Below are 20,752 nucleotides of genomic sequence, written 5' to 3' on the forward strand. Positions count from 1 at the left end.
AGGCCCCCTCTTTCAATCTACACATGGAGATAAGAAATCGAGGGGGCCTATGCTTTCTTATTTCTATGAAAGGATCATTTGAGTTTCATAGATGATCTATTTTTTCTTGATCGTTTCGTTTGCTTTTTCAGTAAAGGTCTTCAAAGCTGGTTCTGCTTTTTCATCCCCGTTTGAAACAGATTGCAACATTGGGAACCAAAGTGTACGCATTTCTGCAAAGCCGTCGATTGTGTTGTAGTATGGTGAGTAGTATTTAGTCCAAGTGCTGATGGTTTCCATCCGTTTGTCATCATACAATTTACCAAATGAACTACGAACTGGGAAGGCACCTGTACGAACAACGTTCTTAGGACCCCATTCTTTGTCATCAGCGATGAATTGAACAAATTTCTTAGCTGCTGCTACTTTCTTTTCATCCTTGTTGTTGAAGACTGCAAAACCATTGACAAGGTATTCCAATTTTGGTTTGCCTGAATCAGATGGGAATGGTACTTCGACTACTTCAACTTTACTTGCTTCCAACAATTTAGCTTGGATACCGTTTTGTGAAGGTGCCCACAAGATAGTGTAAGAAGTTTGACCGTTGGCAAAGTTTTGGATGTCTGCTCCACCATCAAATTGGGAACCGTTCATAAGCAAACCGTCTTCAATCCATTTAGATGCTTTTTCTAAACCTTTGACAAATTTTGGATCATCCGTTGTATACTTGGTTACTTTTTCATCTGTTACAGAACCACCGTAAAGGTTGGCGATAAAGGCACGAGTACCTTGGTCTCCACCTTGACCATTACTGAAGAGGGATCCTGGTGTGTAGCCTTTGTCTTTCAAGGCTTTCAAGACTTTTTCGAAGTCGTCTGTAGTCCAGCCTTCTTTGACAAGGTCTAGAACTCCTGCATCTTCCAACATTTTCTTGTTCATGGCCATGTAGAATGGTGCTGAACTGATTGGATACATGTAGGCAGTGTCGCCAGCCTTGCTAGCTTGGATGATATTGTCGTTGTTGACATCTTTTACAAAATCTTCTGTAAAGAGATCGTTCAAATCAGCCAATTTACCATTTTTACCGTATTGGATAATCCGCCCTGGTGCGTCAAAGAGCACGTCTGGAGCAGTTCCTGCTTCAATAGCTGTCGTGATTTTTTCAGGACCAGATTTGAAGTCGATGGTTTCTAGTTTGACTTTGATATCTGGATTGGCTTTTTCGAAAGCTTCGATAATTGATTTTTCGTAGGTTCCTACACCATCATCAGCTTTCTCTTGAGTAAAGACTGGGAAGGCCCACCAAGTGATTTCTGTTTTACCAGAGTTATCGCTTGAAGATTCAGACTTAGATCCTCCTCCAGATCCACAAGCTGCAAGTGCTAGCACCGCTGCACCAGCTACCAACGAGCACAGTACTTTTTTCATTTTCATGTGATTTCTCCTCACGTTTGCGGTAAGATTTCTCTTACTTAGTATATCCTCACTGAGGACGGTGATTATTAAATATTCTCATTTCTACTGGATGATTTCTCTCTTCCTAGCTTCCTCCTTGTCTCTTTTTACTGTTCTTTTTTCTATTTTAAAGCCGCAACGAAGCGTTCTGTAATTTCTTTAGGTCGCGTAATAGCTCCCCCTACCACAAGCCCTCTGACACCCAGGTCATGAATTTCTTTGGCTTGTGCAGGATAGTGGATCTTACCTTCCGCAATTACATCGACACCCGCTTGGCAAAGTTGGCGAATCAAGTCAATGTCCGGTCCGTCTACTTTCGGGCTGTAATCTGTGTAGCCCGATAAGGTTGTTCCGACAAAGTCAACCCCTGCTTCGACAGCTGTTAAGCCTTCTTCAAAAGTGCTGATATCTGCCATCAAGAGTTGATCAGGATATTTCTCCTTCACTTGCTGGATAAAGTCGACAATCGATAGACCGTCATGACGCGGACGTTTGGTACAATCCAGGGCAATCACTGCGATATCTAATTCGGCCAATTCATCTACTTCTTTCATGGTAGCAGTAATGAATGGTTCTTCAGGAGGATAATCTCTCTTGATGATCCCGATAATCGGAAGCTTTGTCACTTCCTTGATCTCTTTGATATCACGGACACTATTCGCCCGGATTCCAACCGCCCCTCCTTGCTCAGCTGCTTTGACCAAGAGAGGAATCACACCTCCTGCCTCTGTGTAGAGAGGTTCATGAGGAAGCGCCTGACAAGAAACGATAATGCCGTCTTTGATCTGTTGAATTAATTCTTCTTTTGTGATCTTGGACATACATTCCATCTCCTTCGTTTATTACGTCAACTCGAGTACTTGTAAGGTTATTATATAGTATTTTTAAAGCGCTTACAATATTCTGGAGCCATTTTGATAATAGTTTCATATTTTAAACTATTCTTCCATTCCTCTGAAACTAGTTTCAGAGATGCAAACATTCTAAAATTTTTTAAGAAATTTTTTCCATTTCCAGATTTTTATACGAATAGTATAAGTGACCAAACAAAAAGAAAGGAGGACCTCAGATGTACTATACTCCCATTATCATCCCATGGTTTTTGTATTACTTCTTCCGTAAATAAATAAGGAAAGGGAATACCAAACATGAAAAAGAATACCAAAGCTTTTGTTCTATTAATCTTGCTTTCATTGATGTTGTTTTAAACTAAAACCTTGAAACGTAAGAAAAACACAGCATTGGCTATTGACCTTATCCTTGCTTCATCTAATCAGCTTAGCTGACACAAGATGAATAAAAGGCTACCCATACAAGCTAGCTCTATTGGAAAATTACCCTAGCTTTGCTTCTCAATAAGAATTAGGATTATTAAAATATGAGATGGCCTATCCACACTATAATCTTTGCAATCATCATCGCATTAACTGTTTTACATGATGCACACCTGATTGCATTTCAACCACAGATTAATTTAGCCATTGTGGCTACAATCTATCTAGCAGTTGATGCTAGATGGCGACAAACAAGAAAGAAAGAGGAAAATTAAATGACAACAGAATTCACACAAAAATTCACACCCTTAACAGAAGAAGAATTGACACAAGTCGATGGGGGAGCTATCCCATTGATCGCTTGGATCATTGCTCATCCCTATCTATCTGGCTCTATTGCTGGTGGTGTAACAGCTGTCGGAACTGCCATTTGGGGAGCATTTAAATAATTAATTTGAAGGAGAAAAGCAATGATAGACCAAGTACAATTTAAAGATCTCACGCATGAAGAATTAAGTGATATTAATGGTGGAGGACTCCCTTTTCTGTTAGTTTTCGCTTACGGTTTTTCTTCTGCTTATATCGGGACAACAAAACTGATCGATGCATTTCATAGTAATATGACACGGAAATGGTAAAGGAGGAGACCTATGAGTCTGGTATTTATCACCCTCATCCTTTTGACAGGATACTGCATTCTTGATAAAAAAGCACCCAAACAGGTAGAAGGGTACTTTCCTAAATTTGCTATTGCCTTCATGGTCACTTTCACCATTCTCAACGAGGCAATTGATTTACTCTACACGATCTTACATTAAGGAGGACACTTATGGATACAAGCATCCATTATACTTGCCTAACGGAAGCTGAACTGGCGACCATTGATGGAGGAGCCTCCGTCTTTGACTCGGCAAAATTCATCGTTCAAACATGGAATATTTTATACAATTCCGGACGTGATTTTGGCCGTAGTATCATCAATGGCATCATGCACTAGAAAGGAGCAAGCATGAAACTCGAAGAAACACGTTTTAGAAGCTTGTCCGAGCAGGAACTCAGCCATGTAGATGGTGGATCCGTATGGATCACTGTTGGACTAATCGCAACTCCCCTACTCATGGGAACCTTCGCTGGCGCCTTTGACGAATACGCTCGCAAACGAGGCAAATAGTAACACTTCTTTATCATCTCACTAAACAGTACAAAAAATCCCAGCTTTTAAAAAAGCTAGGATTTTTTCGTATGAACGAAGCAAGACCTTTTTCTATTCTCCCTCTTCATCATCGAGGAGAGAGATCCCAAATAAATGTCTTCTAGAACTTTCAATGCACTAGGCCGTTTTTTGAATCGGTTTTTCCTTTACGACAAACACAAAGCCAATAGAGACGACGAATGCCCCGAGCAAAATCCAATAAACTATATCCGTTGAAGTAAACGGACCTTCTAAGAGACCAGCCAATAAAAAGAGATCAATATACAGTCTGTGTCACGATAAAAGTCCCAATTGAAATGGTAGCTACCTACTGGATGCTGGATGCTGGCGATTGGACACCTGCGGTTGAAAGACCTGAAGAAGAATCAAAATCCCTACAAAAGCAAGATAAGCAAGGCTAACAACCGAAAGCGGATCCTGTGTCGTCATAGCTACAGCCACTAAAAGTAAGACCAAGAGCCAGAAATGGAAGTCCAACCAGAACTCACGATGATATCTGTTAAAAAGGACAGGAACATGAAACTGTTCCTGTCCTTTTTGTTTCAGCATCAAACGATTGAGCCTTCTTAGCTGAGGTCATTATCAATAATGACTTTCAAGGCATTGTTTTCGCCAGCATGTTTGAAGATTTCGTATGCCTTCTCTGCCTCTGAAAGCTTGAAGTGGTGGGTCACCAACTTCGTCGCATCAATCTTACCAGATTTCAATACGTTAAGAAGCATCTCAGTTGTATTGGCATTGACCAAACCAGTGTTGAGCGTAATGTTCTTTATCCAAAGGTCATCAAGATTGAAGCTAACTGGTTTCCCATGCACTCCGACGTTGGCAATATGACCGCCGACAGAGATAATATTTTGGCAGACATCGAAGGTTGCTGGATAGCCCACACATTCCATGGAGATATCGACACCACGGCCATCGGTCACTTCATTGATAAAGGCCTTGATTTCATCAATATCACTTGAACAGATGGTATGAGTAGCTCCAAACTTCTTAGAAGCTTCGAGACGAGATTCTGACAAGTCTACCATGATAATGGTAGCTGGTGAGAAGAATTGTACGGTTAAGAGAGCTGCCAAACCGATCGGCCCTGCACCAACGATACAAACATTGTCTCCAGGTTTCACGTGAGAAGGGAGAACACCAATTTCATAGGAAGTAGGCAGAATATCAGAGAGCATAACCAGGGCTTCGTCATCTACAGAAGCAGGTGCATGATAGAGACTGCCGTCTGCGTGAGGGATATGGACATACTCTGCTTGGGTACCGTTGATCAAGTGACCAAGAATCCAGCCCCCATCTTCACAGTGGGAAGGTAGGCCACGTTTACAATAGTAGCAAGTGTTACAAGCTGTTACGCAAGAGATAATAACCTTGTCTCCTACCTTAAAGTTCGTAACCGCATCGCCGACTTCTTCGACAATCCCAATTCCTTCGTGACCCAGGATGGTCCCTTCTTTACAAGCTGGAACATCACCCCCCAAAATATGGAGGTCTGTTCCACAAATGGTCGTTTTCACTAAACGAACAATCGCATCAGTTGGTTTCTTGATCACTGGTTTTGGTTGATCAATCAACTGAAGATTTCCTGCGGATACATATGTTGCTGCTTTCATAAGCGACTCCTTTTTTGTTGGTTTCATCAAACCATTTTATTACAGTTTTTACTTTGTGAATATTATAACATACAAAGCAAGCGCTTGCAACATATTTATTAGATTTCTTTAAAAGATAGTTTTCAGGTCTCAAAAATCAATTTCTAGCGTTAAGATAAAGAAAAATCCCCCGCTCTTTTGAGCGAGGGATAGCTGATAAACATCATTTGTTCAGTAGCGCCTTATTTACGACGTCCTGGACGTTCTTTGTAACCATAGTATGCATCTTCGATGATTTCTTGCATATGGTCTACCATTGGAAGACGTGGGTTAGCTGGTGAACATTGATCTTCGTAAGCAAGGAAGGCCAATTCACGAGAATGTTTCTTCCATTCTTTTTCATCGATTCCTTGTGCTTTGAAGTTCATTTCGATACCTACGCGCTCACCGAGTTCGTAAACAGCTTTTGCATAAGCTTCAACTGCTTCTTCTGGTGTAGAGCATGGAAGTCCTAGCATACGAGCGATGTCTTGATACTTCTCATCTGCACGGTAGTAGTTGTACTTAGGCCATGTTGCTGTCTTAGCTGGGCGTGTACCGTTGTAGCGGATAACGTATGGAAGCAAGATCGCATTGGTCCGTCCGTGAATGGTGTGGAATTGCGCACCAATCTTGTGAGCCATTGAGTGAGAAATACCTAGGAAGGCATTCGCAAAGGCCATACCAGCAATAGTTGAAGCGTTATGCATTTTCTCACGTGAGTGGAAGTCTGCATTCTTCACTGAGCTTTCCAAGTTTTCAAAGACAAGTTTGATGGCTTGAAGAGCAAGACCATCAGTGTAGTCGCTAGCCATTTGTGATACGTAAGCTTCAGTCGCGTGAGTCAACACGTCCATACCAGTATCAGCCGCAACAGATCCTGGAACTGTCAATACCAAAGCAGGGTCTACGATAGCAACGGTTGGTGTCAATGAGTAGTCAGCGATTGGGTATTTACGGTTGTTTGCTTTATCAGAGATAACGGCAAATGGCGTTACTTCAGATCCTGTACCAGATGTTGTTGGAATCGCAATAAATTTAGTCTTCTTACCAAGCAATGGGAATTTGAAGGCACGTTTACGGATATCCATGAATTTTTGTACAAGGTCACGGAAGTCCACTTCTGGTTGCTCGTAGAAGAGCCACATTACTTTAGCCGCATCCATTGGAGATCCACCACCGAGAGCGACGATAGTATCTGGTTTGAAGGCACGCATAATCTCTGTACCACGTTCAACAGTTGTGATATCTGGATCTGGTTCTACGTCTGCAAAGATTTGGTAAACTACCTTATTGCGACGAAGGTCAAGCTGTTCGATGATACGATCAAGGAAACCAAGCTCTACCATAGCGTGGTCTGTAACGATCATGACACGTTCAACGTCACGACATTTTTGTAGGTATTCAATTGAATCACGTTCAAAGTATGTTTTTGAAGGAAGTTTCATCCATTGCATGTTATTTCTCCGGCGTCCGACTTTTTTGATATTCAAGAGGTTGATGGCACTAACGTTGTCCCCAACAGAGTTGCGTCCGTAAGAACCACATCCAAGTGTCAATGATGGCAAGAAGGCATTGTAAACATCCCCGATACCACCGAAAGTCGAAGGAGAGTTGCAGATCACACGAATGGCTTTAACTGCTTTACCAAATTCTTTGGTCAATTCTTCGTCTGCTGTATGGATGGCAGCTGAGTGACCAAGACCGTTGAATTCAACCATTTGGCGAGCTTTGTTAATTCCGTCTTCACGGCTTTCAGATTTCAAGACAGCGATGACTGGTGACAATTTTTCACGAGTCAAAGGCTCTTTTTCGCCAACTTCTTTACATTCTGCCGCAAGGATATTGGTTCCTTCTGGTACAGAGAAGCCGGCTTGTTCAGCGATCCATGCTGCTGGTTTCCCAACGATGTCCGCATTCAATTTCGCACCCGCACAGTTTTTGCTGTTAGCTTTCACACCAAAGCAGAACTCTTCAAGAAGGGCTTTTTCTTTTTTGTTAACGAAGTAAGTGTGGTAAGATTTGAATTCTTCAACAAACTCATCGTAGATTTCTTTATCGATGATGACCGCTTGTTCAGACGCACAAACCATACCATTGTCAAATGATTTAGACATAACGATATCGTGTGCTGCTTGGCGGATGTTAGCTGATTTTTCAACATAGGCAGGAACGTTCCCGGCACCGACCCCAAGAGCTGGCTTCCCACATGAGTATGCTGCTTTAACCATGGCGTTACCACCGGTCGCAAGGATAGTCGCAACTCCTTCGTGGTTCATAAGGGCACTGGTTGCTTCCATAGATGGTTGCGTAATCCATTGCACACAGTTTTCAGGAGCTCCTGCTTTAATCGCTGCATCGCGGACGATTTGTGCCGCATGAGCAGATGATTCTTGAGCGGATGGGTGGAAGGCAAAGACGATAGGGTTCCGTGTCTTCAAGGAAATCAATGCTTTAAAGATTGCTGTTGAAGTTGGGTTGGTTGTAGGAGTGATCCCGCAGACAACTCCGACAGGCTCAGCAATAAGGGTCAAACCAGTGACATCATCTTCTGAAATGACACCAACTGTTTTCGTATGACGCATGTTATTTACTACGTGTTCACAAGCGAACAAGTTCTTAGTCGCCTTGTCTTCAAAGACTCCACGACCAGTTTCTTCATAGGCATGAAGAGCGAGCTCACCGTGTGCGTCAAGAGCTGCTACAGATGCTTTCGCCACAATGTAGTCTACTTGCTCCTGATCCAATTTGCGCATTTCTTCAAGCGCAACAAGTGCTTTTTGCACCAACTCGTCTACGTGTTTTTCAGCAGCGAGTTTCTTTTCTTCAGGTGAGAGAGTTTTTTTATCAGCCATTTGATGCTTTCCTCCAATGTTTGAAACCCTTATCCTTTTCCGGAACTTTTTCCTGTTTTCAGAAACTTTCAAGAATAGTGTAAGAAATTTCGATTTGTTAATTTTTTCACAATATTATTGTACTCTATTTTAGAAAATTTGTAAATAGTTTCACAAAGATTTTTTTAACTTTTTTCCATGAACCCTCCTTCTCCTTCTATACAGGAGTATTTTCAAGAAAAAATTGAAGGAATTTTTTGAGAACGCACTTCAATTTCACAAACAAATATTTTCACGCAATTTTTGTAAGCGTTTTCTTAATTTTACTAAAAAAAGCAATTTTCTTCAAGTGAAAATTGCTTAAATTATATAGTAAATTTTAGGGTTTAACCGGCCCCTGATTGGCTTGATCAACTGCTTCTTTCACGACGTTGGCATACAAGTTTCCTCCAACATCGATGGAACCATCTGATTCTAAACCAAAGTGGACATTATCTGTTCCAGCCCAAATCTCTGGATTATCGACAGCCACTTGGTACCAGTCTGCTACATAGACATAGTCATATTTTTTAGCCAATTCCAGCTGATACTGTCGAGTCTGAACGGTAACGCTATTGCTATCATTAGCTTCACGCCCATCATATGGGGTCACAAAGATTAAGCGATGTCCTTTTGGTAGTTCTTGAACAAACTTATCCAACAATTCTTGATAATTATTAGAAGAGTTGGTTCCAAGTGCGATTACCACGTTCTTGAGCAAGACTCTATTGGCAATATCCGTTTCATATACTTTTAAGCCTGAGTCCAGATTGCGGCTCACCAAAGCATCTAATTGGATATCTGGCAGTACTTGTTTCAGATAATCTGATGCCCGGAGGTTTACAGAATCCCCGATCATGGTCACGCCATCTGATACATTGTAGGAAGTCGCTGAAGCATTGTCAACTTGGGCACGCGTGATCTGCATCTTGCTGTCGGATTGACGAAGCCCTTCGGTAATCAGGTTTTCATCAAAGGCTCCGACGCGTGGCGCAAAGAGTGCAATCCCAAACATGAGCAAGGTCAAGGGAATCGCGCTGTAAAAGAGTGGTTTCGTGAAACTTCTGAGATCCATCGAGATCCCAAAAATCTTCGGTTCACGTCCAGCCAAGGTTGGTTCAATAATATAGAAACTCAAGGCAGCAAGACTAAAGGATACAAGCGCTGTTAATAGAGAAGCCCAGCCATTGGTCATTAATTGAGAAAAGATGATGTAAAATGGCCAGTGGAAGAGATAAACCCCATAACTTGTATCTGCAATAAAGGTAATCACTGCTGGTTCTTTCTGATCTGGTGTCTTTTCATGAAGGACACGCGTCATCACAATCATCACAGATGCAGCAAGAGTTGCTACTAAAAAGCCAAATAAATAGGTCCAAACACTATCAAAGGGAAGGATAAAGGTCAAGACCAACAAAACTAGAAAAGCACCCGCTAAAATCGCTAACGTCTTCTGTAGAGATAGCTTCTTCACTAATTGAGTAAGATTTGGGCTGGTCGTTGTAATCCCTGTCACTGTCGCTAAAGCACTCCCCACAAAGAAAGGAAAGACGTGAGCGATACTAGAAAAGTAGACATTGGACAAATTCTTGGTGACCAGCGCTCCGACAAAGAAGGTCAGGAAAGTCACCAAAAAGAGACCTGTCGAAGATAGGAAGATATAGCCTCTATATTGGCCAACTGATTTAGCTTTTTTACCCAAAAACCAAGCCAAGAGCGCCCAGAGGACGTAGTAATGAACTTCAAGAGCCAAACTCCAAGTATGAATGAAAAGATGGGGGATGAACTGACTTTCGTAACTTCCGCCACTTAACATCTCATAGAAGTTAGTCACAAAGCCAAAAACGGCTGCAATCTGCGTCCCAATCCCAGCAATAAAGTCTCGTCTGACCAAGAAGGTAAAAGGCATGACCAGCAAGACCATAAAGACTAAAGGAGGTACAATCCGGTAGAAGCGTCGTCTGAGGAAGCCCTTGAGATCAATTTTTTGATGACGGGCAAACTCATCGATTAGAAGAGCCGTAATCAAAAATCCTGAGAAAGTAAAGAAGATGTCGACTCCAATAAATCCACCAGGAAAAACTTTTTGAAAGAAATGGTAGAGAAGAACGAGAAGAAGTCCCGTTATCCGTACCAATGAAAACCATTTAATTCGCATTTTGATAAATTCCTTGTTTAAACGTTCCCTTATAAACGACATTTTGTTCTGTCGTCAAGGTTCCCTGGCCTTCTGGTTGGCCATTGACAAATTCACCTTCATATTTCCAGCCAGCCTTGGCTGTAAAGGTTCCATAACCACTAAAGGTCCCATTGACAAAATTGCCCTTGTAGGTGTCCCCGTTCTCAAAAGTCACCGTCCCTTGGCCATTCATCTTGCCTCGGACGACACTTCCGTCGTAGCGAATAGCTCCCTTATCGAGGGTCAACACACCTCCGAAAGGAATGGAGGAAAGAAATACCCACAAAGCAGACAGAACAATGATCCCCAAGGACAAGCGTTCAATATTCTCTCTCGTAACATAGACCTTATAGGTCTCATATAATTCTTTTATTTTTTCCATACTCTGTTCATTCTTTTTATCTTCAGCCGGTTAGTCCTTTAAGGAGCCAGTCCGAAACTAATCTTCTAATCGTTCCAACCACTCTTGACAACCAGCTAGGACACGGCGATAGGTCTCTTCGAAATCTCCTGTGTACCATGGATCTGGAACACTTTCTCCTGCAAAGAGATGAATCTTATGCTCTGTTCCAGGCGGTGCCATTCGTTTGAGGTCAGCCACATTGTTTTCATCCATCCCTAAGATCAGGTCAAAGGTATGAAAATCTTGGTCACTGATTTGAAGGGATGTTTTAGACACATCATAGGGCACGCCATGACTGCGAAAAATCTTTTGAGTTCCTTGGTGAATAGGGTTCCCGTGCTCCCAGTTAGAAGTGGCACGGCTCTCAATCTCATACTGGTTGGTCAAATCCTTCATGACAAACTCTGCCATGGGGCTCCGACAAATATTTCCTAAACACACAAATACAATTTTCTCCATGACAGCACCTCCTTTCTATTATAACAGAATGTGAGAAAAATATAATCTGCTAAAATTATAATTTTGAGGCAAGATGAAAAAAGCCTGTCCACCATTGAGGTGGGCTGACTTTCTTTTTTTATTTAGGCAGGATGATCTGAAGGGCTGGCCATTTTCGTTTCCAATCTTTCTTCCGCATACGCTCTGTATAAACTGCCAAACGCTCGGGACTAGCTAAAAAATGTGGAGTTGGCTGAACGATGAAGTCTTCGATATCCCTTGTCCCATAGGGGAGAAAGAGCTCTAGCTGACCATCATTCCTTAAGCAAACTGCAAGAGCTGTACACTGCTCGGGGTATTTAGAAACCGCATCACAGGCACTATGATAAGGGGCCGTCCCTGGGCTATGTTGGTGCATGTAGACTTGATTTTTGACTTCCCAAGCGTGCTGGGGATAGGTCTTCTTTAATTCCTGCTCGATCTGGAGAGTCTCCTCATAGCTAATCGTAGGGTCATAAAAGACCAGATCCAGATCTGTCGACGCGTCAAACCCTGGTCTGCCAGAAAGCTGGTTCCAGATAAAATTGCGCACAGCACCCGCTGCTAACCAGGCATCTGCCAGGTTGAGATCTCGAATAATAGCCAAGACTGTCATCATCTCTTGATCCGCTTGGATTTGCTCTACTATCGCTTCTTCCGTCAGCATTTTCTTCTAGTCTCCATTGTAGGGATAACCCAGGTGTTCATAAGCTTTGCGGGTCGCCACGCGCCCTGTCCGGGTCCGCATGATAAAGCCTTTTTGAATCAAGTAAGGCTCATACATATCTTCTACAGTCTCTCGCTCTTCAGCAATATTGACCGAAAGAGTCCCAAGGCCAACTGGGCCTCCTCCGTACATCTCAATCATGGTCCGCAGGATCTTTTGATCGACATAGTCCAGACCTTCATGGTCCACATCCAGCATAGAGAGAGCCTTGTCTGTAATGGTGTCGTCAATCAAGCCGTCGCCCATAATCTGGGCAAAATCACGCACCCGCTTCAGCAAACGGTTGGCAATCCGGGGAGTCCCACGACTACGAAGAGAAAGCTCTTCGGCAGCCTCGTGGGTAATCTCCATCTCAAAGATCTCGGCGGTCCGCTCGACAATCTCTGTCAGATCATCTTGCTCATAGTATTCCATGTGCCCCGTAATCCCAAAGCGAGCGCGCAAGGGATTGGACAGCATCCCAGCTCGAGTCGTCGCCCCAATCAGAGTGAAAGGAGGAAGATCCAGGTGGACACTCCGGCTAGTCTCGCCAGCACCAATCATAATGTCGATGTAAAAATCTTCCATGGCGCTGTATAGCACTTCTTCGACTGACATAGGCAGACGGTGGATCTCATCGATAAAGAGGACATCGCCCGGCTCTAAGTCATTAAGGATGGCTACTAAGTCACCAGCCTTTTCAATGACAGGACCGGAAGTCTGCTTGAGATTGACACCCAGTTCATTGGCAATGACAAAGGCCATGGTGGTTTTCCCAAGCCCCGGAGGGCCAAAAAGAAGGACATGATCCAACGCTTCATCCCGAAGCTTGGCTGCCTCGATAAAGATTTTTAGCTGGTCTTTAACCTTATCCTGACCGATATATTCATGTAAATATTGCGGGCGCAACGTCCGTTCAACGGCCTCTTCATCGCCCATGATTTCATTGTCTAAAATTCTACTCATACAGTCTATTATAGCAAAAAATGATGCCTCCAGATGATTTAAAATCATATTCCATTCAATCTATCACTAATTATTGATTGTTAGGTGTTGGGAATCGGTTTCCCTCTTAGAATAGCTTGTTCTTTTTAAGGAACGTACCTAAACTCGCTGATGCTCGTAAAAAATAAGGAGCGTAGTTTTCGCTCCGCTCAAACTGCATCAATATCTCTAAATTCGGTTGAACTCTCTGAGTTCACCTCATTCAATTTTCTAAAGATCGTAGTTCTCACTAGCGTTCGAACTGCGTCAACGTACCTAAGCTCGTCTACGTCCCTATCGGGCTTGGTTAGATGAAATAGGTTTAGTAATAATTACATAACGCAGTGGTTGATTGGTATCTTTGTTCGCTCTTATAGCTCCAAAGATTACCTAATCAACTGTGCGGGGGTGAGACAATTGAAAAGGTTTGGGGAACCTTTTCAACCTGAGCCAAAAAATAAGGAAGCGAAGCAATTTTTAAAAATTGTTCTGTCTCACTCCCAGAAAAAAAGCCACCGGTTTTGGTGGCTCTTATAGGGAGATTATTATGAAAAAGTTTTAGGAGTTTTATCATTCAAAGTTAGGAGGTCTTTGATGATGGTATTAGTATACGACGGGAAGCTTAAAGTTTCCTTATAGTCATTTTTAAAATTTTTTTTCAAAAAAAGAGGAGGTTTCAAGCAAGGTTTTCACATCCTTGTTTGTCACCCTCTCTTTCTTATCTATTTCTTAGCAATGGCATGGTAGCTGGTCTTGCTGGTGAAGACTTGACCCGCTCTCAAGATAACCTTTTCAGCTTGGTCGCTATGAATGGCATCTGGTACGGTTTGGAATTCCAAGGCCAAGCCATTATGCTGAACCATTGGTTGGCCTTGCAGATGAACGGTTTCATCTACGAAATTGGCTGAATAAACTACCAAGGCTGAGGCTTCTGACTTGAAGGTCAAAAAGCGTCCAGACGGCTGATGATAGAAGAAGCCTGCATTTTCATGCCCTTCTGGAAGAGCAAATGGATGGTCTAATCCTTCTACCAGGCGGATTTGCGGATCCGAATCCTTAAAGAGATCCTCTAAGAGCATAGCTTGGTAGAGATGCTGAACAACCGGACTTTCTGTATCTACGGTATGAAGAGGGACACCGTCGGGATGGATAGGGTAAAGCCCCTGATGGTTGATCTGAAAGACATGGTCATTAATCGGCTGAGTGAAGTTGCCTGATAGGTTGAAATAGCTGTGGTTGGTCGGATTAACTAGCGTATCTTGGTCCGTTTCTACTCGATAGCTGATTTCCAACTCCCCTGCTTCCGTCAAGCCATAGGTCACCCAGATCTTGAGATTTCCAGGGAAACCACCGGTACCATCTGCACGCTCTGTGTACAGGGTGATTTCTTGGTCTGTCACGGATTCCACGCTAAACAAGGCGCTGTCCCAGCCAGTCGATCCACTGTGGTTGCAGTTGGCACCATTATTGGCTTCTAAGTGATAGGTTTGACCATTGAGCTCAAAGTTGGCTCCTGCGATCCGACCAGCAACTGGACCAATGCTGGCTCCATACTTGGGGCTATTGCCGACATAGGCATCAAAATTGTCAAAGCCCAACACAATATTGGCGAATTGATCCTGCTTGTCAGGCGTCACATACTCTAAGATCGTCGCCCCATAGGTCATGACAGACAATTGATAACCTAGGTCATTTTCGAGGCGATAAGCTTCTACGTCTTGGCCGTCCAGTTGACCAAATAGATATTTTTGATAGTGTTTCACAAGTTGTCTCCTCCAAGATTATTCATTCTAGTGAAAAGGGTGAATCACCACTCCTTGTACAACACGGTTGACTGTTCCAGTTGGTGATGGCGTGTCTGGGCGGTTTTGAACCTTGAGCGAAGTCAAGAGAGAAATCAATTGACCGTAGATAATGTAAGGGAAGGCACGGTAGATATCTAGTGAGTCTGCAGAAGCGTCTACTAACACTTCCCGTACATGCTCAATCCCTACAGCATGATCCGTCAAAAGGACGACCTGACGGGCAATCTGATCTCCAGCTACTTCTCCAACCAAGTCCAGATCATACTGACGGGTATAAGGATCAATGGATCCAAAGACCAAGACGAGGGTTTGGTCATTGATGAGAGATTTCGGTCCGTGACGGAAGCCGACAGGACTCTCATACATGGTTGCGATTTTGCCTGCTGTTAATTCCAAAATCTTGAGCTGGGCTTCATGGGCTAGACCAAAGAAAGGTCCTGCTCCCAGATAGATCACGCGTTCGAAATCTAAGTCTACAACTTCCTTGACCTCGCGATCTCTTTCCAAGACCTGCTCTGACAGGTGAATCAGTTCTTCTACTCGTTTTGCCTTGATTTCTTCCTCACTTGGATCAAAGACCAAGAGGGCTGTCAAGAGCATAGAGGTAAAGCTGGAGGTCATGGCAAAGCCGGCATCGTTGGTTTCTTTCGGCTGTAAGAGCAAGAGATTGCGCTCATCTCCGTGAGCCTGCTGGGCCAGTTTTCCTTCTGCTGCACAGGTAATGGTGATCTGATAAAGTTCATTAACTAAATCTTGGGCCAGTTGCACGGTTGCGACACTCTCTGGGGAGTTGCCACTTCTTGCGAAGGAAACCAAGACAGTCGGCACTTCTTTTTTGAGATAGGTTTGTGGATGCGCCACGACATCGGTCGTCGCAATGGATTGGAAATTCCAATGGCGTTCATCGTGGACTTCCTGCAAGTAAGGAACCAAGGTATCTCCCACATAGGCTGAGGTCCCTGCCCCTGTCAAGATGACCTTGATGTAGCCATGACGCTTCCCAATAGCCTCCAAAAACTCTTGGATTTCTTTTGCTTTCTCTTGATAGAGACGATAGGTTTCTTTCCAAACTTCTGGTTGCTGGTAAATTTCGCGTGTCGTAATCTCAGCCCCCAGTTCCAGCAGTTCTTCTTTTGTATAATCTAGCATGCTTCTCCTCTTTTCTACTCGCCTTATAAGCGGTAAGAGGCCGAGACAATTGTCCCAGCCCCATTCCGAATGTTCAAGCGGTTTTCGCTATCGTATTTTACTCATCCTCGTCGTCATCAAAGCTAGACAAGAGATCATTAACCTTCACGATGCTTTCTTGTGCACGCGCTGGATAAGCTTCTTCTCCTCCGACCAGGCTGTTATTAATAAATTCAATTACCATTGGCAAGTTCATCCCTGCATAGAGGTCAATGGCGCGCCCTTCAAGAATCAGACGGCTAACCGTATTACAAGGAGTGCCTCCCAAAAGATCCGCAAAGACGATATAGTCATCGAAGTCTGCAACACAGGCTTCAAACTTGGCTGTAAACTCCTCAGGACCTTCCTCTGGCAAGAGGGCCACGGCATGAATGTTGTCTTGTGGTCCCATAATCATTTCTGTGCTGGCTTTGAGCTCTTCACAGAAGCGACCATGACTGACCAATACTAGGTGTTTTGCCATACCTTACTCCATTATTCCATTCCAAAGAAGAAATGTCCAAAGGCAGAGAAGGAAATAGCTGCGACGATAATCAACAAGATAGCTTTAGTTGAGTTCATTCCTTTACGTCCAAGCAACCAGTAAATCACACCTGTGATAATAGCTGGAACCAAGCGTGGGAAGATCAAATTGAGCATGTCTTGGATATCGATGGCTTTGTCCCCGATGTGTGGCATCCAGGTTACATCCACATTGATCATCGTTGCAATCAAGGCACCGACCATGAAGATACCAAGTACAGAAGCTGCTTCGATCAAAGCTGTCAAGGTACTTTGCATGTTGTTGATTAAGTTGGTACCTTCTTTATAAGCGAATTCCAACTGTTTCCAACGGAAGATATCATAAGCAACTGCCACAGCAATCCAAAGGAAGATACCCCATGGTTGACCTTGTGACGCGATGGTTGCTGCAATAGATCCCATAATAGCTGGAACCAAAGATCCAAAGATAGAGTCTCCAAGAGGGGCAAATGGTCCCATGAGACCTGTCTTGATCCCGTTAACCGCATCTTTAGAGTTGACACCATCTTTTTCTTCCAAAGCCAAATCAAAACCAGTGATAATGGTGTGGAAGAATGGAGAAGTATTGAAGAATTGCGTATGCAATTTCATCATTTCTTTCAATTCAGGTGTGCCATCTCCATACATTTTCCGCAATTGTGGAAGAAGCATGTAAAGGTAACCAGAAGCCTGCATCCGTTCGTAGTTCCAACCTAATTGGAAGGTGAAGAGGCTACGTTTGTTGATTTGTTTAAAATCCTCTTTAGTGAGTTTGTAGTTATTAGAATTCGTCATCTTCAATTTCCCCGCTTTCTACATTGCTTGCTGGAGCAGCTACAACTGTACGTTGGCTGTTTTTAAAGTGTTGCACTGCAAGGAAGATACCGATGATGGCAACCCCGATCATAGATACAGATTTGAAGTTGTTTGTGAAGGCAACCATTTGTTCTTTTGGAAGTTTTGCAAACGCATCTGTTCCAAGCATAGCAGAAATTGCAGCACCAACACTTTGAACATTGCTGTAAAGCACTGTCAACATCGCTGTCAAGCCAAAACCAAGGGCAAGATAGTGAAGGTGACGTTTCACAGGCAAGTAGTGAAGCAAGATCGCAAATCCAAGACCAGGAAGCATACGTCCTGCAAGAGTCAAGCCGTTTGCGAACCATTGATATTTTGCAACAAAGTCAACAACAGATTGGACAAAAGCACCACCAAAGGCAAGAGCCAAGAAGACTGGAAGGGCACGAGAGAGAGCCCAAGGAACAGCACCAAGAAGGTAGTTGCGTTCAATTCCTTTATAATCAAAGCGTTCGATCGCCGCATCAATACGGTGTGCAAAGGCAGTAGTACTCATACGGCCAAGGATATCTGCATAGGTCAAGAGAGCAGCTACGGGAACGGCAATAGTTGAAATCGCAATTTCTGGTTTAATACCTTGCGCTACTGAAAAGGCAGTTGCAAGAACGGCACCAGAAGTGGCGTCAATACGAGAAGCTCCACCGAAAGTACCTACACCGAGCACTGTCAATTGGAGAGACGCTCCGATAAAGAGACCTGTTCCTAAATCCCCCATAACAAGTCCTGTAATGAAACCAGCAAAGACTGGTGAGCCTGCTGATGAAACAATCGTCAACTCATCACAGATTTGATAAGCTGAGTACAAAGTAAGTAGTAAAATTTGCCACCATTGTATCATGACAATTTCCTCCTAAAAATTTTCTTTTACTTTAATAACTTCATAAAGTCTTCTGCAGTGTCGTTTGGCACCATTTGAGACGTAATCTTTACACCTTTTTCGTGGATCTTGTTGAAGTCTTCCACATCCGCATCCACCACATTGATCGAGCGGGTAATCGCGCGTGTCTCATCGGATTGAGACATATTGCCGACATTCAGCGTTTCAAGCTGAACGCCTGCTTCGATCAAACGAAGGAAACGATCAGGTTTGCGAGCTACGATAAAGAGTCGTTGGCTATCATATTTTCCAGCCAAGATATTTTCCGCAGCCTTTGCGACTGGCAAGATACTGAGCTTAACACCCGGCGGTGTCGCTAGTTTCAAGCCACTTTTTTCGATATCATTTTGAGCGACTTCATCATCGATCACCATGATACGTGAAACATTTAGTTTGGTAGTCCAAAGATTGGCTACCTGCCCGTGGATCAAACGTCCATCAATACGGCATCCTACAATAGTCATAAGTTTTCCCCCTTTACTTCTTTGAATGTAGGTTGTTGAACAAGTTCAAGTGTCTCTTGGTAACGCCCTTCTGTCTCAAAGACGATCAGGCTATTAGCTCCTTCTTTGAGGAAACCATGAGGCACGTAAAGTGAAGTGGTCGGTCCGACTTCCCAGAAACGACCGATATGGTGGCCATTTACAAGAACGATCCCTTTTCCAAATCCAGTCATATCAAGGAAGGTATCCTCAACCTGATCTAGATGAAAAGCAAATTGATAAAAAGCTGGTTGACCTTCTTGCCATTCTTTCGAAAAATCCAAGCGGTCCAGTTGGCTAAAATCAAGCGCATATTGTTTCCAATAAAGCTTGAAATGAAGATCGATACAAACCCCAGTTCGGATTCCTTTTCGTTGGGTATCCGCTAAGAGTTTGTGCCCATAATTGACTCTTCCCATGTTTTCGATCAAGAGTTTTAAGTTTGTAATCGTTTTCTTTTTTCCGTTTAAAAAAAGATCTTGACCGATTTCTTCTTGGTATTGAGTGGCAATCAACTGATCATTGGCATACACCTGTACCCGATCACGCGCATCAATGATACGCAAGCGCTCTTCTTCCGCATCCATTTCCACTTCTGTCTCATAGAGCAGATAGCCTAATGGGTGGTCGATTTCTTCCATGGTCTGTGGGTAAAGACTTTCTGTGACTTGAGCAATCTCGTTTAAATTGCCGAACAAACTAGTCTTTTTGGTCAACTCCAATGTTCGTTCAGATAAACTCGACTTCACAAGCGGATCCATCTGTGGATACTCTGGATAGTAGGTCGCCATCATTTTTTGAATAGCATAATACTTTTCCGTCGGATTGCCCTGCTCATCTAAGAGAGCGTCATAGTCATATGATGTTACTTGCGGTAGATCCACGGTCCCTCGTGCTGAGCAGCCGTTCATAAATCCGAAGTTGGTCCCACCATGAAACATGTAGAGATTGATAGAGCCTTCTTGCAAGACCTCATGGACTGCTTCTGCCAACTCTTCTGGATCTCGCTTGATGATGGGTTCTTTCCAACGATTGAACCAGCCATCCCAAAATTCCATACACATGAGTGGCCACTTTTTGTCATGCTCCGCAAAGAACTCTTTCATCTGAGAGAAATTGTAATTTGCTCGCGAACCAAAATTACCGGTTACAAAGAGTCCATCCTCAATCAAAGTCCCTGCTCGAAGAGTCGCCCTCCAAGGTCCATCAGAAGTAAAGAGTGGACAAGTAATATCCCGCTCGATCATTAGATCTCTGATCGCCCGAAGATAGGCTTTGTCTTCGCCATAAGAGCCGTATTCATTTTCCACCTGCATCATGAGGATATTGCCCCCACGATCCAATTGGTACTTGGCCACACGTGGCAGTAGTTCGTCGTAATAGCGAGCCACTTCCTCGAGAAAGGCCGGATCTGATGAACGAATCCGAAGGTCTTCTTCGATTAACCAGGCTGGCAAGCCCCCAAATTCCCACTCCGAACAAATAAACGGTGATGGACGGAGGATCACATACAGATCCAACTCTTGAGCTACTTGGATAAAGTGCTCCAGGTCCAAATTCCCTTCAAAGTGAAAGTGGCCTCTTTGTGGCTCATGAGCATTCCATGGAACATAGGTTTCAACAGTATTAAAACCTAGAGCTTTTAGGTTATATAAGGAATGATACCAATCCTCACGATCGATCCGAAAATAATGAATTGCACCAGATAAAATCTTAAAAGGTTGATCATTTAAATAAAAATCTTCTCGGATTTCAAATGCCCCCATACTGATAACCTCCTTCTAAGAAACCCTTTTCATTTATTAATATAATATATTAATAAAAAAATGTCAACAACTTTTAAAAAAATATGTTAAAATAATAT

The 20,752-nt window shown here is 43.3% G+C and carries 22 protein-coding genes; 5 read left to right on the forward strand and 17 right to left on the reverse strand.

The annotated features are described in order from the left end of the window. Nucleotides 1–96: 96 nt before the first annotated feature. Complete coding sequence (locus tag ACOXXR_RS09270) at nucleotides 97–1,413, reverse strand: extracellular solute-binding protein (protein ID WP_445278470.1); 1,317 nt, start codon at nucleotides 1,411–1,413, stop codon at nucleotides 97–99. Between the two features lie 143 nt (nucleotides 1,414–1,556). After that, nucleotides 1,557–2,255: an N-acetylmannosamine-6-phosphate 2-epimerase gene (locus ACOXXR_RS09275; RefSeq protein ID WP_048717101.1), complete on the reverse strand. Its 699-nt coding sequence runs from the start codon at nucleotides 2,253–2,255 to the stop codon at nucleotides 1,557–1,559. Between the two features lie 728 nt (nucleotides 2,256–2,983). On the opposite strand from ACOXXR_RS09275, the gene ACOXXR_RS09280 reads away from it, so the two are divergent. From ACOXXR_RS09280 to ACOXXR_RS09300, 5 genes are read left to right on the forward strand one after another with little or no spacing between them, the layout of a single operon-like run. Next, on the forward strand, nucleotides 2,984–3,157 hold the full coding sequence (locus ACOXXR_RS09280; protein ID WP_117745137.1) for a Blp family class II bacteriocin: 174 nt from the start codon (nucleotides 2,984–2,986) through the stop codon (nucleotides 3,155–3,157). A 21-nt stretch (nucleotides 3,158–3,178) separates the two neighbouring features. After that, entirely contained in the window at nucleotides 3,179–3,346 is a 168-nt protein-coding gene (locus tag ACOXXR_RS09285) for a class IIb bacteriocin, lactobin A/cerein 7B family (RefSeq protein ID WP_006595269.1), read from the forward strand. A 12-nt stretch (nucleotides 3,347–3,358) separates the two neighbouring features. Beyond that, entirely contained in the window at nucleotides 3,359–3,526 is a 168-nt protein-coding gene (locus ACOXXR_RS09290; protein WP_006595270.1) for a hypothetical protein, read from the forward strand. Between the two features lie 11 nt (nucleotides 3,527–3,537). Further along, nucleotides 3,538–3,705, forward strand: a complete 168-nt coding sequence (locus ACOXXR_RS09295) for a hypothetical protein (protein ID WP_023024913.1) — start codon at nucleotides 3,538–3,540, stop codon at nucleotides 3,703–3,705. 12 nt (nucleotides 3,706–3,717) lie between these two features. Next, entirely contained in the window at nucleotides 3,718–3,879 is a 162-nt protein-coding gene (locus tag ACOXXR_RS09300; protein WP_006595272.1) for a hypothetical protein, read from the forward strand. A gap of 345 nt (nucleotides 3,880–4,224) precedes the next feature. Here the strand turns inward: ACOXXR_RS09300 and ACOXXR_RS09305 are convergent, their stop codons facing one another. The 15 genes from ACOXXR_RS09305 to ACOXXR_RS09375 all read right to left on the reverse strand — a co-directional run bounded on the left by ACOXXR_RS09305 (nucleotide 4,225) and on the right by ACOXXR_RS09375 (nucleotide 20,654). Next, nucleotides 4,225–4,470: a hypothetical protein gene (locus tag ACOXXR_RS09305; protein ID WP_306474560.1), complete on the reverse strand. Its 246-nt coding sequence runs from the start codon at nucleotides 4,468–4,470 to the stop codon at nucleotides 4,225–4,227. A 17-nt stretch (nucleotides 4,471–4,487) separates the two neighbouring features. Then, nucleotides 4,488–5,537, reverse strand: coding sequence for a zinc-dependent alcohol dehydrogenase family protein (locus ACOXXR_RS09310; RefSeq protein WP_023027479.1), 1,050 nt, complete (start codon nucleotides 5,535–5,537; stop codon nucleotides 4,488–4,490). 221 nt (nucleotides 5,538–5,758) lie between these two features. Beyond that, a complete protein-coding gene (gene adhE, locus ACOXXR_RS09315; RefSeq protein ID WP_118096325.1) occupies nucleotides 5,759–8,410 on the reverse strand; it encodes a bifunctional acetaldehyde-CoA/alcohol dehydrogenase in 2,652 nt (883 codons plus the stop codon). Between the two features lie 358 nt (nucleotides 8,411–8,768). Then, entirely contained in the window at nucleotides 8,769–10,586 is a 1,818-nt protein-coding gene (locus tag ACOXXR_RS09320; protein ID WP_414279891.1) for an acyltransferase family protein, read from the reverse strand. Then, complete coding sequence (locus ACOXXR_RS09325) at nucleotides 10,576–10,989, reverse strand: hypothetical protein (protein ID WP_129270555.1); 414 nt, start codon at nucleotides 10,987–10,989, stop codon at nucleotides 10,576–10,578. Before ACOXXR_RS09325 ends, ACOXXR_RS09320 begins: the two co-directional genes overlap by 11 nt. Before the next feature lie 57 nt (nucleotides 10,990–11,046). Next, the gene (locus ACOXXR_RS09330; protein WP_313964852.1) at nucleotides 11,047–11,469 is read right to left on the reverse strand and encodes a low molecular weight protein-tyrosine-phosphatase; all 423 of its coding nucleotides are present in this window, start codon (nucleotides 11,467–11,469) and stop codon (nucleotides 11,047–11,049) included. 118 nt (nucleotides 11,470–11,587) lie between these two features. Next, a complete protein-coding gene (locus ACOXXR_RS09335; RefSeq protein ID WP_445278471.1) occupies nucleotides 11,588–12,154 on the reverse strand; it encodes a nucleotidyltransferase family protein in 567 nt (188 codons plus the stop codon). Nucleotides 12,155–12,160: 6 nt separating this feature from the next. Continuing rightward, on the reverse strand, nucleotides 12,161–13,159 hold the full coding sequence (gene ruvB / locus ACOXXR_RS09340; RefSeq protein ID WP_045760104.1) for a Holliday junction branch migration DNA helicase RuvB: 999 nt from the start codon (nucleotides 13,157–13,159) through the stop codon (nucleotides 12,161–12,163). 740 nt (nucleotides 13,160–13,899) lie between these two features. Continuing rightward, nucleotides 13,900–14,940, reverse strand: a complete 1,041-nt coding sequence (locus ACOXXR_RS09345) for an aldose epimerase family protein (RefSeq protein ID WP_445278472.1) — start codon at nucleotides 14,938–14,940, stop codon at nucleotides 13,900–13,902. Between the two features lie 27 nt (nucleotides 14,941–14,967). After that, nucleotides 14,968–16,131 (reverse strand): SIS domain-containing protein, encoded by a 1,164-nt coding sequence (locus ACOXXR_RS09350; RefSeq protein ID WP_445278473.1) that lies wholly within the window; start codon nucleotides 16,129–16,131, stop codon nucleotides 14,968–14,970. Between the two features lie 97 nt (nucleotides 16,132–16,228). Further along, nucleotides 16,229–16,633, reverse strand: coding sequence for a PTS sugar transporter subunit IIA (locus ACOXXR_RS09355; RefSeq protein WP_048717085.1), 405 nt, complete (start codon nucleotides 16,631–16,633; stop codon nucleotides 16,229–16,231). Between the two features lie 11 nt (nucleotides 16,634–16,644). Next, nucleotides 16,645–17,466 (reverse strand): PTS system mannose/fructose/sorbose family transporter subunit IID, encoded by an 822-nt coding sequence (locus ACOXXR_RS09360; protein WP_445278474.1) that lies wholly within the window; start codon nucleotides 17,464–17,466, stop codon nucleotides 16,645–16,647. Further along, nucleotides 17,453–18,367: a PTS mannose/fructose/sorbose/N-acetylgalactosamine transporter subunit IIC gene (locus ACOXXR_RS09365; protein ID WP_003013827.1), complete on the reverse strand. Its 915-nt coding sequence runs from the start codon at nucleotides 18,365–18,367 to the stop codon at nucleotides 17,453–17,455. The genes ACOXXR_RS09360 and ACOXXR_RS09365 overlap by 14 nt, the downstream gene beginning before the upstream one ends. Before the next feature lie 26 nt (nucleotides 18,368–18,393). Beyond that, nucleotides 18,394–18,870: a PTS system mannose/fructose/N-acetylgalactosamine-transporter subunit IIB gene (locus tag ACOXXR_RS09370; RefSeq protein ID WP_003009322.1), complete on the reverse strand. Its 477-nt coding sequence runs from the start codon at nucleotides 18,868–18,870 to the stop codon at nucleotides 18,394–18,396. Continuing rightward, entirely contained in the window at nucleotides 18,867–20,654 is a 1,788-nt protein-coding gene (locus tag ACOXXR_RS09375) for a glycoside hydrolase family 35 protein (protein WP_445278475.1), read from the reverse strand. The genes ACOXXR_RS09370 and ACOXXR_RS09375 overlap by 4 nt, the downstream gene beginning before the upstream one ends. Nucleotides 20,655–20,752: the final 98 nt, after the last annotated feature.

The sequence above is a fragment of the Streptococcus sp. KHUD_013 genome, assembly GCF_052588545.1.